Source organism: Pseudomonas paracarnis (assembly GCF_904063055.1).
In the GTDB taxonomy this organism is placed as follows: Bacteria; Pseudomonadota; Gammaproteobacteria; order Pseudomonadales; family Pseudomonadaceae; genus Aquipseudomonas; species Aquipseudomonas paracarnis.
Genome location: NZ_CAJFCN010000005.1, coordinates 243,143 through 259,197, shown reverse-complemented (window position 1 = coordinate 259,197; position 16,055 = coordinate 243,143). Strand labels below are relative to the sequence as shown.

14 protein-coding genes are annotated in these 16,055 nt (G+C 61.0%); 7 read left to right on the top strand and 7 right to left on the bottom strand.

Features of this window, described 5'->3' with window-relative positions; all coding sequences use genetic code 11:
- The first annotated feature begins 18 nt into the window (after window positions 1-18).
- On the top strand, window positions 19-1,083 hold the full coding sequence (queG, locus tag JMV15_RS13400; protein WP_060767948.1) for a tRNA epoxyqueuosine(34) reductase QueG: 1,065 nt from the start codon (window positions 19-21) through the stop codon (window positions 1,081-1,083).
- On the opposite strand, the gene JMV15_RS13395 is transcribed toward queG, so the two are convergent.
- Window positions 1,080-1,697, bottom strand: coding sequence for a trimeric intracellular cation channel family protein (locus JMV15_RS13395; RefSeq protein WP_169913170.1), 618 nt, complete (start codon window positions 1,695-1,697; stop codon window positions 1,080-1,082). The two genes, queG and JMV15_RS13395, sit on opposite strands and share 4 nt — an antisense overlap.
- A 182-nt stretch (window positions 1,698-1,879) precedes the next feature.
- Window positions 1,880-2,422, bottom strand: coding sequence for an oligoribonuclease (gene orn, locus JMV15_RS13390; RefSeq protein ID WP_003171343.1), 543 nt, complete (start codon window positions 2,420-2,422; stop codon window positions 1,880-1,882).
- Window positions 2,423-2,530: 108 nt separating this feature from the next.
- On the opposite strand from orn, the gene rsgA reads away from it, so the two are divergent.
- Together rsgA and JMV15_RS13380 are read left to right on the top strand one after the other, a co-directional pair.
- The gene (gene rsgA / locus JMV15_RS13385; protein ID WP_102666001.1) at window positions 2,531-3,562 is read left to right on the top strand and encodes a small ribosomal subunit biogenesis GTPase RsgA; all 1,032 of its coding nucleotides are present in this window, start codon (window positions 2,531-2,533) and stop codon (window positions 3,560-3,562) included.
- Between the two features lie 286 nt (window positions 3,563-3,848).
- Entirely contained in the window at window positions 3,849-4,244 is a 396-nt protein-coding gene (locus tag JMV15_RS13380; protein WP_014716661.1) for a type II toxin-antitoxin system PemK/MazF family toxin, read from the top strand.
- Window positions 4,245-4,302: 58 nt separating this feature from the next.
- Here the strand turns inward: JMV15_RS13380 and motB are convergent, their stop codons facing one another.
- Together motB and motA are read right to left on the bottom strand one after the other, a co-directional pair.
- Window positions 4,303-5,322: a flagellar motor protein MotB gene (motB, locus tag JMV15_RS13375; protein WP_014716660.1), complete on the bottom strand. Its 1,020-nt coding sequence runs from the start codon at window positions 5,320-5,322 to the stop codon at window positions 4,303-4,305.
- 3 nt (window positions 5,323-5,325) lie between these two features.
- Window positions 5,326-6,177: a flagellar motor stator protein MotA gene (gene motA, locus JMV15_RS13370; protein ID WP_003188041.1), complete on the bottom strand. Its 852-nt coding sequence runs from the start codon at window positions 6,175-6,177 to the stop codon at window positions 5,326-5,328.
- Between the two features lie 166 nt (window positions 6,178-6,343).
- On the opposite strand from motA, the gene JMV15_RS13365 reads away from it, so the two are divergent.
- Genes JMV15_RS13365 through asd form a run of 3 tightly spaced genes read left to right on the top strand, consistent with a single transcriptional unit; the run spans window position 6,344 to window position 9,628 of the window.
- Entirely contained in the window at window positions 6,344-7,879 is a 1,536-nt protein-coding gene (locus JMV15_RS13365) for an HDOD domain-containing protein (RefSeq protein ID WP_102666002.1), read from the top strand.
- A gap of 57 nt (window positions 7,880-7,936) precedes the next feature.
- Window positions 7,937-8,752 carry a rhodanese-like domain-containing protein gene (locus JMV15_RS13360; RefSeq protein WP_102666003.1) on the top strand — a complete coding sequence of 272 codons (816 nt, stop codon included), beginning with the start codon at window positions 7,937-7,939 and terminating at the stop codon, window positions 8,750-8,752.
- Window positions 8,753-8,767: 15 nt separating this feature from the next.
- Entirely contained in the window at window positions 8,768-9,628 is an 861-nt protein-coding gene (asd, locus tag JMV15_RS13355) for an archaetidylserine decarboxylase (RefSeq protein WP_102666004.1), read from the top strand.
- A gap of 126 nt (window positions 9,629-9,754) precedes the next feature.
- Here asd and serB read toward each other — a convergent pair whose 3' ends face one another.
- Window positions 9,755-10,969 (bottom strand): phosphoserine phosphatase SerB, encoded by a 1,215-nt coding sequence (serB, locus tag JMV15_RS13350; RefSeq protein ID WP_003188034.1) that lies wholly within the window; start codon window positions 10,967-10,969, stop codon window positions 9,755-9,757.
- Between the two features lie 133 nt (window positions 10,970-11,102).
- On the opposite strand from serB, the gene JMV15_RS13345 reads away from it, so the two are divergent.
- Window positions 11,103-12,635: a HAMP domain-containing protein gene (locus tag JMV15_RS13345; protein WP_060767946.1), complete on the top strand. Its 1,533-nt coding sequence runs from the start codon at window positions 11,103-11,105 to the stop codon at window positions 12,633-12,635.
- 222 nt (window positions 12,636-12,857) lie between these two features.
- Here the strand turns inward: JMV15_RS13345 and JMV15_RS13340 are convergent, their stop codons facing one another.
- Window positions 12,858-13,571, bottom strand: a complete 714-nt coding sequence (locus JMV15_RS13340; RefSeq protein WP_032873461.1) for a PqiC family protein — start codon at window positions 13,569-13,571, stop codon at window positions 12,858-12,860.
- Window positions 13,572-13,744: 173 nt separating this feature from the next.
- Window positions 13,745-16,009 (bottom strand): DNA topoisomerase IV subunit A, encoded by a 2,265-nt coding sequence (gene parC / locus JMV15_RS13335; protein WP_020301636.1) that lies wholly within the window; start codon window positions 16,007-16,009, stop codon window positions 13,745-13,747.
- Window positions 16,010-16,055 lie beyond the last annotated feature (46 nt).

Sequence of the window (16,055 nt, the reverse complement as noted above, 5' to 3'; positions counted from 1 at the left end):
TGTGGTTTCCCGTGTCTCATGCCTGCTATTACCTCCGATCTGCCCGCCCTCGCCCAATCGATCAAAGACTGGGGTCGCGAGCTGGGCTTTCAGCAAGTCGGCATCAGCGGCCTCGACCTGGCTGAGCATGAACAGCACCTGCAACGCTGGCTCGACGCGGGTTACCACGGCGAGATGGAATACATGGGCGCCCACGGCAGCAAACGCTCCCACCCCGACGAGCTGGTGCCCGGCACCTTGCGCGTGGTGTCACTGCGCATGGACTACCTGCCCGGCGACACCCAGATGGCGCAACTACTGGCCCAGCCGGAAAAAGCCTATATATCGCGCTACGCCCTGGGCCGCGACTACCACAAGCTGATCCGCAAGCGCGTGCAGCAACTGGCCGACCGCATCCAGGCGCAGATCGGGCCGTTCGGCTTTCGCGCCTTTGTCGACAGCGCGCCCGTCCTGGAAAAAGCCATTGCCGAGCAAGCGGGCCTGGGCTGGATCGGTAAAAACACCCTGGTTCTCAACCGCAAGGCCGGCAGTTATTTCTTCCTGAGCGAACTGTTTGTCGATTTACCGTTGCCGGTAGACCCACCCCACGCCACAGAACACTGCGGCCGCTGCACGGCGTGCCTGGACATCTGCCCCACCAACGCCTTCGTTGGCCCTTACGTGCTGGACGCGCGACGCTGCATTTCGTACCTGACCATCGAACTCAAGAGTGCCATCCCCGAAGATCTGCGCCCACTGATTGGTAACCGGGTATTTGGCTGCGATGACTGTCAGATCGTTTGCCCGTGGAATCGTTTCGCCCGACCCACCGCCGAAAGCGATTTCAAGCCACGGCACAATCTGAATAACGCAGAACTGGCCGAATTGTTTATGTGGGACGAGGATAAATTCCTCAGCAGCACCGAGGGCTCGCCCCTGCGCCGCGCCGGTTACGAGCGCTGGTTACGCAACCTGGCGGTGGGCCTGGGTAATGCGCCCTCCAGCATTCCAGTGCTGGAAGCCTTGAAGGCGCGGCGGGACTACCCGTCGGAGTTGGTACGCGAACACGTGGAATGGGCGCTGGAGCAACACGCTGCGCGCTAGTGCACATCGTCGTTGTAGACGAACTTGGGCATTTCCCAGTGAAACCGGATCGCCAGCAGGCGTAACAGGAAGCCACTGAACAGCGTCAACAGAATCGCTTGCTCGCTGGGCAGCTCCAGGTACAGACACAGCAGGTAGAACCACGCTGCCAGGAAAGACACGCTGGCATACAGCTCGCGACGGAAGATCAGCGGGATGTCGTTACAGAAGATATCCCGCAGGATGCCGCCGAATACCCCGGTGATGACCCCGCTGACCGACGCCACCAACATACCGTGGCCCATTTCCAGGGCGGTCATGCAGCCGATCAGGGTGAAGGCCACCAACCCCACCGCATCCAGCGCCAGGAACAGCGAGCGCAGGTGGCGCATCAAGGGCGCGATAAAGATCGTCACCAATGCCGCAACGGAGGTCAACACCAGGTACTCCGGGTGTTTGACCCAGGTCAGCGGGTAGTGGCCGAGCAACACATCGCGCACCGAACCGCCGCCCAGGGCTGTCACGCAAGCGATCAGCACCACGCCAAACCAGTCCATGCCACGCCGCCCCGCAGACAGGGCGCCAGTCATGGCTTCGGCGGTGATGGCGACGAGGTAGAGCATCAGCAACATGATGGCGATCCTGACAGAGAGGCCGGCAGTCTAATCATTTGCCGAGGGCACCAAAAGGGGGCACTTGGCGATAAACCGCGTCGCCTGTATCGCAGGCAAGCCAGCTCCCACACTTTGAATTTACGAATGCAGCCAAATGTGGGAGCTGGCTTGCCTGCGATGGCGCATTCACTGGCGCCGCAGAATCAAGCCTTGATGAAATGCTTGCGGTAATGCTGCAACTCGGCAATCGACTCGCGAATATCATCCAGCGCCAGGTGCGTGCTGCCTTTATGGAAGCTGTCTTTGACTTCCGGCGCCCAACGCGCAGCCAGTTCCTTCAAGGTCGACACGTCCAGGTTGCGGTAGTGGAAATAACTTTCCAGCCCCTTCATGTGCGTATAAAGGAAGCGACGGTCCTGGCAGATGCTGTTGCCGCAGATCGGCGATTTGCCCTTGGGCACCCATTTTTCCAGGAAGGCGATGGTTTCGGCCTCGGCTTCGGCCATGCTGATGCGGCTGTCGCGCACGCGCTGGGTCAGCCCGGAGTTACCGTGGGTGCGGGTGTTCCACTCGTCCATGGTGGCGAGTACGGCGTCGCTGTGGTGGATGGCGATCACCGGGCCTTCGGCCAAGGTGTTGAGGTTGCTGTCGGTGACAATGGTCGCCATCTCGATGATGACGTCGGTGTCGGGGTTCAGACCGGTCATTTCCAGATCGATCCAAATCAGGTTCTGTGGGTTTTGCATGGCTTGATTCTCTTGGCACCTTGGCGTAGCCGGGCAGTTTAGCAGGCGGGGGCGTGCTAGACTCGCGACCGTTTTACCCAACTTTTGCATTATCGACACGGAACACCAATGGCCAAACGCCAGCTCAACCGTCGCCAAAACTGGCGCATCGAAAAGATTCAAGGTGAACGCGCCGCCCGCGCCGCCAAACGTGAATCCTCCGCCGTGGAAGCGCTCGAGGGCGGCGACCTGGGGCCCGAACAAACCGGCTTGGTGATCGCGCACTTTGGTGTGCAAGTCGAAGTCGAGGCGCTCGAAGGCGAACTCGCGGGCCAGGTGTTCCGTTGCCACTTGCGCGCCAACCTGCCCGCACTGGTCACCGGCGACAAGGTGGTGTGGCGTGCCGGCAACCAGGGCATCGGCGTCATCGTCGCCCAGTTGCCGCGCAGTACCGAGCTGCGCCGCCCCGACAGCCGTGGGCAGCTCAAGCCGGTGGCGGCCAACGTTGACATGATCGTGATCGTGTTCGCGCCACTGCCCGAGCCCCATGCCAACCTGATCGACCGCTACTTGGTCGCGGCCGAGCATGCTGGCATCCGCCCGTTGCTGCTGCTGAACAAATTCGACCTGATCGACGAGCAGAACGCCCCGGCGCTCAATGCGTTGCTGGCGGTCTACCGCACCCTGGGCTACCCGGTGCTGGAAGTGTCGGCTCACCACGGCAACGGCATGGAACAGCTGCAACGGCAGTTGGACGGGCGGATCAGCGTGTTCGTCGGCCAGTCAGGCGTGGGCAAGTCGTCGCTGGTCAACAGCCTGTTGCCGGAAGTCGAAACCCGCGTGGGCCCGCTGTCGGAACTGTCCGGCCAGGGCACCCACACCACCACCACCGCGCGGTTGTTCCACTTCCCGGGCGGCGGCGAGTTGATTGACTCACCGGGTATCCGTGAATTCGGCTTGGGCCACGTCAGCCGCAGCGATGTGGAAGCGGGCTTCATCGAGTTCAACGACCTGATCGGCACCTGCCGCTTCCGCGACTGCAAACACGACCGCGAGCCGGGTTGTGCGTTGCTCAAGGCACTGGAAGATGGGCGCGTGCAGCAGCAGCGGATGAACAGCTATCGGTCGATTATTGCGAGCTTGCCTGAGAGCAGCTATTGACGGTCAATTTCTTGATACACATAAACCAGCGGGCTGAAAGCCCTAGCCCATTGATTTAACAGGAGCAGGCATCAAGAATTCGAGTCAACTGGGTGGCTGATACGCACATGCCAGCTTGTATTCGGATTTCCTGATGCTCATAATTGCTCCGTCACCAGCGAAAGCTGGCAGGAGTCTGGATCCTTTTCAGAGTTGATCCAGCGGCGCAGAAGGGGCGAAGCAAGCTCCACTGCGTGTCGAATGAAGCCGCCTTCGGGCGGCTTTGCTTTTTGTGGGGAATTAACATTTGGCTCTCTACTATCACCCCAAACAAGGCGACGTTTTGCTGTGTGACTTCACCCGAGGCTTTGTCGCCCCGGAAATGCTGAAGATCCGCAAAGTCGTAGTGATATCTCCTACCGCGACCCACAGTCGCAAGCTCTGCACCGTGGTGCCAATCTCCTCTACTGCACCAGCGACCCAATACGACTGGCACCATTTGCTACGCACCAATCCACTTCAATCCGATGGCTATAAAGAGCTATGGGTGAAGTGCGACATGATTTATACCGTCAGCTTTGAGCGCCTCGACAAGTTGCATAGAAAGACTCGCTCCAAAGGTCGAGAGTACTTCGTCCCACGCCTGTGCGCCGACGACATGCGAGGCGTAGTCAGTGGTGTCAAAGCGTACCTCCCACTTTGAACACACATGAAAACGCCCCGAATGATCGGGGCGTTTACGTTTCCAGCGCTTAGATCAACTATGACCCCGGTGCAGGCGCCGTAGGATCCTTGACGCCCCCGTCATCAAACAGGTTCAGCTTCTGGCGCAGCTCATGGGCTGGCAGCGGTTCCTGCTCCGGAGGCAGCGCGTTCGGGTCGGCCGGCACTTCGCCTGGCGCACCGTCGCCCTGGGTCGGTGCCGGTAGCGGTGGTTGATCACCCTCAATCGCACGCTGGGCTTTTTTGGTCAGCACCACGATGTCGATACGGCGGTTGACCGGGTTGTACGGGTCTTTGGGATCAAACAGCTGCGAGGAGGCAAAGCCCACCACCCGCGCCACTTGCGGGTCCGGGTAGCTGCCGGCCACCAGCGCACGTCGGGCAGCATTGGCGCGGTTGGCCGAGAGTTCCCAGTTGCCGAAATCACCCTGGCCCGCGTAGGGCTTGGCGTCGGTGTGCCCGCTGATGCTGATCTTGTTGGGCACCGCCTTGATGGTGTCAGCCATGGCCAGCAGGATGTCTTCAAAGTACGGCTTCAAGCGCGCACTGCCCGAGTCGAACATCGGCCGGTTGGCGGCATCGGTAATCTGGATGCGCAGCCCCTCGGGGGTGATCTCGAAGGAAATCTGGTCCTTGAACTTCAGCAACTGTGGGTTTTCTTCAACCTTGTTCTGCAATTCCTGCAGCAACAGTTCCAGTCGCTCCTGTTCGACCTGCTCGGCCATGGATTCGACAGTGTCGCGCTCGATCGGGATTTTTTCCTGAGGCGATTCAGTTTGCACTTCCGGGTTGATGGTGCGCTCGGGCGCCAGTTCCGGCGAGCCGCCCAGGTCAATGACAAACGGCGTACCGCTTTCCGAAAAGCCAATCGGGTCCTTGAAGTAGCCGGCGATGGCGATTTTCTGTTCTGGCGTAGCGGTGGACATCAGCCACAACACCAGGAAGAACGCCATCATCGCCGTGGCAAAGTCGGCGAAGGCGATTTTCCAGGCGCCGCCATGGTGCCCCGCAGCGAAGCGCTTGACGCGCTTGATGATGATCGGCTGGTTGTTTTCCATGGCTTAGCGACCGCGAACCGCTTGTTCCAGCTCGGAGAAGCTTGGGCGATGTTTCGGGTACAGCACCTTGCGCCCGAACTCCACAGCCAGCGACGGCGGCATGCCCGAGGCCGATGCCACCAGGCACGCCTTGATCGCTTCGTAGAGGTTGATTTCTTCCTTGGCATCGTGGGCCAGGGAGGTGGCGAGCGGGCCGAAGAAACCATAGGCGGCGAGAATACCGAAGAAGGTCCCCACCAGCGCCGCACCTACGTGCATGCCGATGGCCGCCTGATCGCCTTCGCCCAGGGACGCCATGGTCACCACGATACCCAGTACCGCCGCGACAATACCGAAACCGGGCATGCCGTCGGCGATGCCGGTCACGGCGTGGGAAGGATGCTCCAGCTCTTCCTTGAGGCTGAACAACTCCATGTCGAACAGGCCTTCCAGCTCGTGGGGCGCCATGTTGCCGGAGGACATGATGCGCAGGTAATCACAGATATACGCGGTCATGCGCTCGTCTTTGAGCACGGCCGGGTACTTGGCAAAAATCGGGCTGGCCGCGGCGTCTTCGATATCGCCTTCGATCGCCATCATGCCTTCGCGGCGGCTTTTGTTGAGGATCTCGTAGATCAGCCCCAGCACTTCCAGATAAAACGTGTGGGAGAAGCGCGAGCTGAACATGCCCAGGGACTTCTTGACCACGTGCATGGTCATATAGCCTGGGTTGGCCTGCAAAAATGCGCCGAACGCGGCACCGCCGATAATCAGCACTTCGAAAGGCTGGATCAGTGCGGCGATTTTACCGTGGGAGAGGACGTACCCTCCGAGCACACTTGCGATGACGACAATGATGCCGATAATTTTAGCCATAGGAGAGGGGTACTTGCGCCGTCGGGTTCATGGACATATTGGGTGCAGCAGAAAACTCTTGTTCTACTTATCGGCAAAACTGCGCCAGACTATAGCCCGTTAAGGCGAAAAGCCAATTCGGCCCGTTCCGGGCGTGTTGAACGCAAGTGATGATCGCGCCCCAATCATGGCAATTGAAACGACAACCCCAACAAACCGCCCCACTACCCTCGCCGCTTGGATCAAGTGCCTGGACGACGTGCTGCTGCCCGTGCCCCAGGCCAGCCACGAACGCGTGTGCAAAGCTATTCGCGATAGCCGCAGTTCATTGCGAGATATTGCTGAGTTAATGCAAAACAGTCCGGCCCTGGTGCTGAGTGTGATGCGCGAAGCCAACAGCCAAGCCCACGGCAGCCTGGCCGAACCTGCGGAAAACCTTGAAGTCGCACTTAACCGTCTTGGCCTCAAACGTGCCGAAGAGCTGTTGGCGCGCCTGCCTTCGGTACCCGCCCGGGAAATCCCCGTGGCCTTGCGTCAACTGTTGCTAATCAGCCAGCACGCATCCCAGCAAGCTAACGGTTTGTTCGGCAGTCGCCTGGCGCGGTTGTGGCAGGACATCCACTGGGGCAGCCTGCTGTTTTTGTCGCCACTGTGGCCGATGGCCGTCGCCTACCCCAAGCTTTTGGAAGAGTGGGAGTTGCGGGTGATCCATAAAGGCCAATCGGCACGCCAGGTCGAGCAACAGCTGTTCGGCGTGCGCTTGCTCGACCTGTGCCTGGGCCTGACCGAAGCCTGGCACCTGCCGATCTGGGTTTCACAGGGCTACAAGTTGCTGTTGGCCGAGCAACGCCTGCTGGTCAAGGCGCTGCACATTGCCCGTCAAGACGATGCCCTGCGCCACCAGCAATTGCTCGATGCCGAGCCCAACCTGCGACGCTGGCTGAACCAGCCGGCCAATACCGTATTGCTGGCCAATGGCCTGGCGATGTCGGCCCAGGAATCCTGGACCTGCCCGCACACAGAGCGCTGGCAATACCTGACGGCGCTGTACCTGCAAACGCCATTGAGCGATGTGCAACAGCAAGCCCACCAGCAAGCGGTGACCAGCGCTCGCACCACCTTGATGCCCGATCTCTGGCACCCGGCGCTGTCGCTGATCTGGCCGTGGCATGTGCAGAAAGTCCATCGCGGCTTGCTGCCTGCACCACCGCCCACGGCCGAAGCCTTGGCCGTGTGGCGCACGCGCTGCACCGAGTTGCTGGTGGAGCCGAGCCGCTTTGCCAACGCCATGCACCTGACCACTTGCGCCAAGGAAGCCCTGGTCGCCAGTGGCATGCAGCGGGTACTGATATTCATGGCAGATCGCGCCTTGAGCACCTTGCGTGTACACCAGGCCGACGGCCTGCCCAAGGACGCGGCTCACCTGAGCCTGGATGTGGTGAACAGCACACTGCTGCAACGCCTGCTGGAAAAGTCCGCCCAGGTACGCCTGACCCCCGACAACCATGCGCAGTTTTCCGCATTGCTGCCACCGATCCTGCGTCGTCTGTTTATTGGCGAGCATCTGCTGCTGCGCTCACTGAGCTGCAACGGCCGTGTGGTCATGCTGATCGTGGCGGACCAGGGCGGCGGGCCGTTCTCGGAAACCACCGTGCAGGCGTTCGGCAAAACCGCCCAATGCATCGAGAAAGCCCTGCACAGCTTTACCAACCGCAGCGCCTGATGCTTGCGCTACAATCACCGGCCTTTATCGCCAACATTTGTGCCCAGGAGACCTCACATGCCTGACTTCTCTGGCTTGCCGCTGGTGATCGAATCCGCCGACCTGTTGGGTCGCCTCGATTCCAAGCACTTGATACTGGTAGACCTCACCAGTGTCGCCCGCTACGCCGAAGGGCATATCCCCGGCGCGCATTTCGTTGACCCCAAGCGCACCCAACTGGGACAGCCACCGGCACCCGGCCTGCTACCAAGCAAGGCCGACCTGGAAAAACTGTTCGGCGAACTGGGCCACACCCCGGACGCCACCTATGTGGTCTACGACGACGAAGGCGGCGGTTGGGCCGGGCGTTTTATCTGGATGCTCGACGTGATCGGCCACCAGAAATATCACTACCTCGACGGCGGCCTGCTGGCTTGGCTGGAGGAAGGGCACCCGCTTTCCACCGATGTGCCCCCAGCAGCCGGCGGCCCGGTCAGCCTTACGCTGCACGACGGCCCCACAGCCACCCGCGAATACCTGCAAAGCCGCCTCGGCGCGGCCGACCTGGGGATCTGGGACGCTCGTGGCCCGCTGGAGTATTCCGGCGAGAAAGTGCTCGCAGCCAAGGGCGGCCACATTCCCGGCGCGGTGAACTTCGAATGGACTGCCGGCATGGACAAGACGCGCAACCTGCGTATCCGCCGTGACATGCCGCAAATCCTCGAAGACCTCGGGCTGACCAAAGACAAAGAAATCATCACCCACTGCCAGACTCACCACCGCTCTGGCTTCACCTACCTGGTGGCCAAGGCGCTCGGTTATCCGCGAGTCAAAGGTTATGCCGGTTCCTGGGGCGAATGGGGCAACCACCCCGACACCCCCGTTGAGATTTAAGGTTTAAGGACAGTTATGAAAAAGCAGTTGTTTATCCTCAGCCAGTACTTGCTGCCGCACCACTTGCTGTCGCGCCTGGCCGGTTGTATCGCCGAGTGCCGCGTGCGCTGGTTCAAGAACGCCTTCACTGCCTGGTTCGCCAAGCGCTACCAGGTGGACATGTCCCAGGCCCTGGTGGAAGACCTGAGCGCCTATGAGCACTTCAACGCCTTCTTCACCCGTGCGTTGAAAGACGGCGCCCGCCCGTTGGATCCAACCCCTGGCGCAGTCCTGAGCCCCGCCGATGGCGCGGTCAGCCAGCTAGGCCCGATCGAACATGGCCGTATCTTCCAGGCCAAGGGCCACAGCTTCAGCGTGCTGGAACTGCTCGGTGGCGATGCCGCAATGGCTGCGCCGTTCATGGGCGGCGAGTTCGCGACAATTTACCTGTCGCCCAAGGACTACCACCGGGTGCACATGCCACTGGCCGGTACCCTGCGCGAGATGGTGTATGTGCCAGGGCGGATTTTCTCGGTCAACCAGACCACCGCCGAAAACGTGCCGGAACTGTTCGCCCGTAACGAGCGCGTTGTCTGCTTGTTCGACACCGAACGCGGCCCGATGGCCGTGGTGTTGGTAGGTGCGATGATCGTTGCGTCGATTGAAACCGTGTGGGCCGGTTTGGTAACGCCGCCGAAACGCGAGCTGAAAACCTTCCGCTACGACGAAGCGGCCCGCGCGCCGATTCATCTGGACAAGGGTGCGGAACTGGGTCGTTTCAAACTGGGCTCCACTGCCATCGTGCTGTTCGGGCCGGACCAGGTGAAGTGGGCTGAAGAACTGGCAGCGGGTACGCCGGTGCAGATGGGCCAGGGTATCGCCGCAGCTAAAGCCTGATATTGCAGTTGATCGTTCCCACGCTCCGCGTGGGAATGCAGCCCGAGGCGCTCTGCGCCCAAAGCGTGACGCAGAGCGTCACTGGAGGCGTTCCCACGCGGAGCGTGGGAACGATCAGCTGTGGGGTTATAGCTGACCGTCGCGGTCACGCAAGCCCAGCAGATACAACACGCCATCCAACCCCAAGGTCGAAATCGCCTGCTTGGCTGACTGCTTGACCAACGGTTTGGCGCGAAAGGCCACGCCCAACCCGGCAATCGCCAGCATCGGCAAGTCATTGGCGCCGTCGCCGACCGCAATGGTCTGCTCCAGGCGCAAGCCTTCCTTATGGGCCAATTCCTTGAGCAGGTCGGCCTTGCGCTGGGCGTCGACAATCGGCTCCACCGCGACGCCAGTCACTTTGCCATCCACCACTTCCAGCTCGTTGGCGAATACATAGTCAATGCCCAGCTTGGCCTGCAACTGCTTGGCGAAGTACGTGAAGCCGCCGGACAGGATGGCGGTCTTGTAGCCCAGTCGCTTGAGTTCGGCGAACAGGGTTTCGGCGCCTTCAGTCAGGCGCAGCGACGCGCCGATCGAGTCCAACACGCCCACGTCCAGGCCCTTGAGCAGCGCAAGACGCTCCTTGAAGCTGGCACGAAAATCCAGCTCGCCGGCCATCGCGCGCTCGGTAATCTCAGAAACTTGCTCGCCCACACCGGCCGCCTTGGCCAGCTCATCGATGACTTCGGCTTCGATCAAGGTGGAGTCCATGTCGAACACCGCCAAGCGGCGGTTGCGACGGAACAGGGAGTCTTCCTGGAAGGCGATATCGACATTCAGTTCCTGGGCCACGCTCAGGAAGTCGGCGCGCAGCGCTTGCGCGTCAGCCGGTTCACCGCGCACGGAGAACTCGATGCAGCCCTTGCCTTTGTCAGCCGGGGTGTCCAATGGCATGCGACCCGACAGACGGTCAATATGGTCGATATTCAATCCGTATTGCGCGGTGATCGAACTGACGCGCTGCAGCTGCTCAGCCGTTACCTTGCGGGTCAACAGGGTGACGATATGGCGTTTTTTACCCTGGCCTTCGACCCAGTGCTGGTAGTCAGCTTCGGACACCGGGGTGAAACGTACCTGTTGATCGAGCTTATACGCCGTAAACAGGATGTCCTTGAGTACCGAGGAGGCCTGCTCGGTGCTGGGGATCTCCACCAGGATGCCGAACGACAAGGTGTCGTGGATCACTGCCTGGCCGATGTCGAGAATGTTCACACCACCCTGGGCCAGGACGCCGGTAATGGCTGCGGTGAGACCCGGTCGGTCTTCACCCGTGATGTTGATCAGGACAATTTCGCGCAAAGCGCACCCCCAGGCTGGAAAAAAACCGCATTCTACCCACTTTCAGTGACCATCGGGCACAGGCAGCGCTTTGCCGGCCAGGGGCCTGTCGCTATACTGCGCGTCAACTTCACGGACCAAGAGCCGAGCGCAAGTGAACCGGCCCACGCCAGTAAAAACCGATAACTTCTTCCTGCTGATCTTCCGGGCACTGCGCCATCGCCGTGTACCGATTGCATTGCGCATCGCCAGCCATAACGTGATCCTGGTCGCTCTGGCCCTGGTGATCTACGCCTGCGTGATGGGTTTGCAGTTCAAGCAGGCCATGCACGAGCAAGCTGACGCCCTGGGCGCGAGCCTGACAACCCAGACTGCCACTTCGGCGACTGAGTTGCTGGTGTCCAACGACATCCTCAGCCTCAACGTATTGCTCAACAACCTGACCAAGAACCCGCTGGTGGCCCACGCCGCCATCTATAGCGTGGACAACCGGATCATGGCCGAGGCCGGGCAGCGCCCGAAAAACGGCCTGCTCGGTGAGGCCGAGGGCCTGTATCAGAGCAATATCACGTTCCAGGACGTGAAGGCCGGCCAACTGCGTATCAGCCTTGATATGCAACAGTTCCAGCAGCCGATGACCATCAGCCTGCAAAGCATGGGCATCCTGAGCGCGATCCTGCTGGCCTTGGCCCTGGCCTTGAGCCTGCGCCTTGGTCGGCATATCTCCACGCCGTTGATGCAACTGCGCATCTGGCTGCGGGATATCGACGAACACACCCCGGCCACCGATCGCCAGGACGAAATCGGCGACCTCGCGCGCCAGCTCCACACCAGCTTTGCCCCGGAGCCGAAAGCGCCTGAAGCCGAGCCCGAGCCTGAGTACGACGACACCGAGGACTACAACGACGAGCCTGAGTTTGAAGTGCGCGACCTGCGCGACCCAGGCTTCGACGAAAGCGCCCCGGTGGCCGGCCTCAAGCCTGCGCCGCGCCATGTGATCAAGGCCGAGGAAGACGAGCTGGACGACGAAGACCCGTTCGCCGACCTGCGCGACACCTCGGCAGCCGCCCCAGTCGCTGCGCCCAAACCGGTTGCGGTCAAGAACGCCGAGCCACAGCACAGTGCTGTACTCGCCGTGCAACTGGGTGCCCAGGAGCAACTGCGCCGCCTGCCCCGCGCCCGCCTGACCGAACTGCTCGAACGCTACCGTGACTGCCTCGACCAGGCCGCTTCGCTCTACCAGAGCGAACTGCACACCCTGAACGATGGCAGCACGCTGATGCTGTTCCACAGCGAAGACAGCGGCGAGGACTACCTGACCAATGCCATCTGCTGCGGCGAGCTGTTGCGCGCCTTGGGCCATGCCCTGCAGATCGAAGTAGCCGACAGCGGCATTACCCTGCAACTGCAGCTGGGTCTAACCGTGGGTGACGACCTGTTTGGCATCAGCCAGATCGACCTGCTGCTGACCGAAATCGCCCAGGATGCCCTGGCCTTGTCCCAGCACAGCCGTAACCTGCTGCTGGTGGAGCGCAAGATCAGTGAGGACACGCTGATCCGCCAACGCGCACGTATCCGCCCGATTGCCAGCCCTGAAGGGGCCAGTTGTGTGGAGCGGTTGATGGAGCCGTATCCGTCGATGCTGGAGCGTCAGTTGGCGCGGATGCATGAGACCCGTAAGCCCTGAGGCATAGCGTTATACCTACTGTGGAGCTGGGCTTATGTGGGAGCAGGCTTGCTCGCGAAGGCGGCGTGTCAGTCTGCTGATGCGCCCCTGACACACCTGATTCGCGAGCAAGCCCGCTCACACACAAGCCCACCCCCCATTTGGGTTGTGGTGCAGCTTAAATCGCAGCCCAACAAAAAGGCCCGCTTATTCAGCGGGCCTTTTGTTTGTGCGCCATTCAGATCAGAATCTGAACACTTCCAAGTCCGTACGAATCGGCGTGGCCATCGGCATCTTCGGTTTTTCCGGGGCCGCAGGCTTGGCCTGGGCGGGGGCCTGCTTACGCGGTTGCGCTTCGGCAATCGGCGGCTGGTTGGCCAATGGTTTGAGCGCCACCGACAACTGCTGTGCCAAGTGCTGCAACAGCACACCCTGGGCCTGGACCTGGGACGCAGTGGTGCCGGCGTGCTCTTCCTGCAGATGCACAATGCGGTTGTCCCGCACCTGCCCGCGACGGTCGATCAGGCGCCACTGTGCATCCAGGATCGCCGGTTGCGACTTGCCGGAATCCAGCCGCGTAATGGTCAGCAACACCTGTACATCCGGGGTGAACCCGGAGGGTCCCGGTGCCAGGACCACACGCTGGCTGTCCAGCTGGCCGGCGACCTGACGCAACATCAACTGGTTGATATCCGACGACAGGCTACCGGCCCAACGACCATCTGTGGAACCTTGCAGGCTGCCGTCGTTCTGACGTTGAAGCAGGGTTTCGCGTTGCAGGTAATCGGCAACCACTACCGGCCCCAGCAATACGGCCATGCCAGCGGTTTGGGCTGGCTGAGCCGGACTTCCGCTGTCCAGCTGGTACAGCGACACCGGTTGATGTGTGCTGCAACCCGCCAACCCCAAAAGGCCAGCGAGCATCAAAAATAGAGGAAGGCGTGGAGCAGTCATCATCCCATCCAAGTGGCTGCCACAAGGCGAACCACAATGTAATACTAAAAATAACCTGAACACGCTCGGCCACGCCGGCGCTGGAAAGGCCATATCATCCGTGAATATGCGCCATGACTCCAGCGCGAAAGCATCGATCTACGCGTTAAATCGTAGATCGAGGCCTCTAGTACCGCTTAAACCGGCGTTTCGACCAGCAAGGCATCCACTCGCTGGAAGCCTCGTGGCAGTTTGTTACCTCGCCGGCCACGCTCACCCTTGTAGTGTTCAAGGTCGTCAGGGCGCAATGACAACGTGCGCTTGCCGGCCTGGAGCACCAGGGTAGAACCTTCCGGGACCACGGCGATGTCAGTCACATACTCCTCGCGACTGGCCACCCGGTCACCGGGAATCCCGATGATCTTGTTGCCTTTACCCTTGCCCAGCTGCGGCAAGTCGCTGATCTTGAACACCAGCAAGCGCCCTTCGGTGGTCACCGACGCCAGCCAGTTACTCTCCCGATCCTCCACCGGCCTTGGCAGGATCACCTTGGCATTGTTCGGCAGGCTCAACAGCGCCTTGCCCGCCTTGTTCTTGGCCTGCAGGTCTTCACCCTTGACCACGAAACCGTAACCGGCGTCGGAGGCGATGACATACAGCGAATCATCGTCCGGCAACAGCACGCACTCGAAATTCGCCCCTGGTGGCGGCGTGAGGCGCCCGGTCAACGGCTCGCCCTGCCCCCGTGCAGACGGCAGGGTGTGGGCCGGCACCGAATAACTGCGCCCGGTCGAGTCGATAAACACCGCGAATTGATTGGAACGCCCGGCGGCAGCGGTCTTGAAGCCATCACCGGCTTTGTACGAAAGGCCGGTGGCGTCAATATCATGCCCTTTGGCGGAGCGAACCCAACCCTTTTCCGACAGAACGACGGTAATTTTCTCGTTGGGCAACAGCTCGGTTTCGGTCAGCGCCTTGGCTTCAGCGCGCTCGACGATAGGCGAGCGACGGTCATCGCCATAGGTTTCGGCGTCTTTGATCAGTTCGCTGCGCACCAGCTTCTTGAGCTTGGCTTCGCTGCCCAGCAGGGCTTGCAGCTTGGCTTGTTCCTTGAGCAGGGCATCCTGCTCGTCGCGCAGCTTCATTTCTTCCAGGCGAGCCAACTGGCGCAAGCGGGTGTCGAGGATGTAGTCCGCCTGGATTTCGCTCAGCTCGAAACGCGCGATCAGCTCGGCCTTCGGATGCTCGGCGGTACGGATGATATGGATCACTTCATCCAAATTGAGGTAGGCGATCAGCAAGCCGTCCAACAGGTGCAAGCGGCGCTCAACCTTGTCGAGGCGGAATTGCAGGCGGCGGCGCACGGTTTGTACGCGGAACTCTAGCCACTCAACCAGCAGGTTGCGCAGGTTCTTCAACTGCGGCTTGCCGTCCAGGCCGATGATGTTGACGTTGACCCGGTAGCTGGACTCCAGGTCGGTGCTGGCAAACAAGTGCTGCATCAGCACTTCATGATCCACCCGGCTGTTGGTCGGGATGATCACGATGCGGCATGGGTTCTCATGGTCGGACTCGTCACGCAGGTCGGCCACTTGCGGCAATTTCGACGGCTTGGCCTGCATCAACGCGGCGATCTGCTCCAGCACCTTGGCACCCGATACCTGGTGCGGCAGCGCGGTCACAATAATGTCGCCGTCCTCGATGTGGTACACCGCGCGCATACGCACCGAGCCCTTGCCCGTTTCGTACATCTTCAGCAGGTCCGCGCGCGGCGTGATGATTTCTGCTTCGGTCGGGTAATCCGGGCCCTGGATATGCTCGCAGAGCTGCTCGACCGTAGCTTTGGGCTCATCCAGCAAGCGCACGCAGGCAGTGGCGACTTCGCGCAGGTTGTGCGGCGGCACATCGGTGGCCATGCCGACCGCAATACCGGTGGTGCCGTTGAGCAGGATATTCGGCAAACGCGCCGGCAACACCAGGGGTTCGTCGAGGGTGCCGTCAAAGTTCGGCCCCCAGTCGGCAGTGCCCTGGCCCAGCTCGCTGAGCAGCACTTCGGAATAACGCGACAGCCGCGCCTCGGTGTAACGCATGGCGGCGAAGGATTTGGGGTCATCCGGTGCACCCCAGTTACCCTGCCCGTCCACCAGGGTATAGCGGTAGCTGAACGGCTGGGCCATCAGCACCATGGCTTCATAGCACGCCGAATCACCGTGGGGGTGGAATTTACCCAGCACGTCACCGACGGTACGCGCCGATTTCTTGTGCTTGGAATCGGCGTCCAGGCCCAACTCACTCATGGCGTAGATGATGCGCCGTTGCACGGGCTTCAGGCCGTCGCCGATATGCGGCAAGGCACGGTCCATGATCACGTACATGGAGTAGTTGAGGTAGGCATTTTCGGTGAATTCAGCCAGCGACCGGCGTTCTACGCCATCTAAGCTGTCTGCGAGGATGTCACTCATGCGGGCCTCATCATGGGGTAAGGCGCAGCGGAACTGCCGCTGCGCT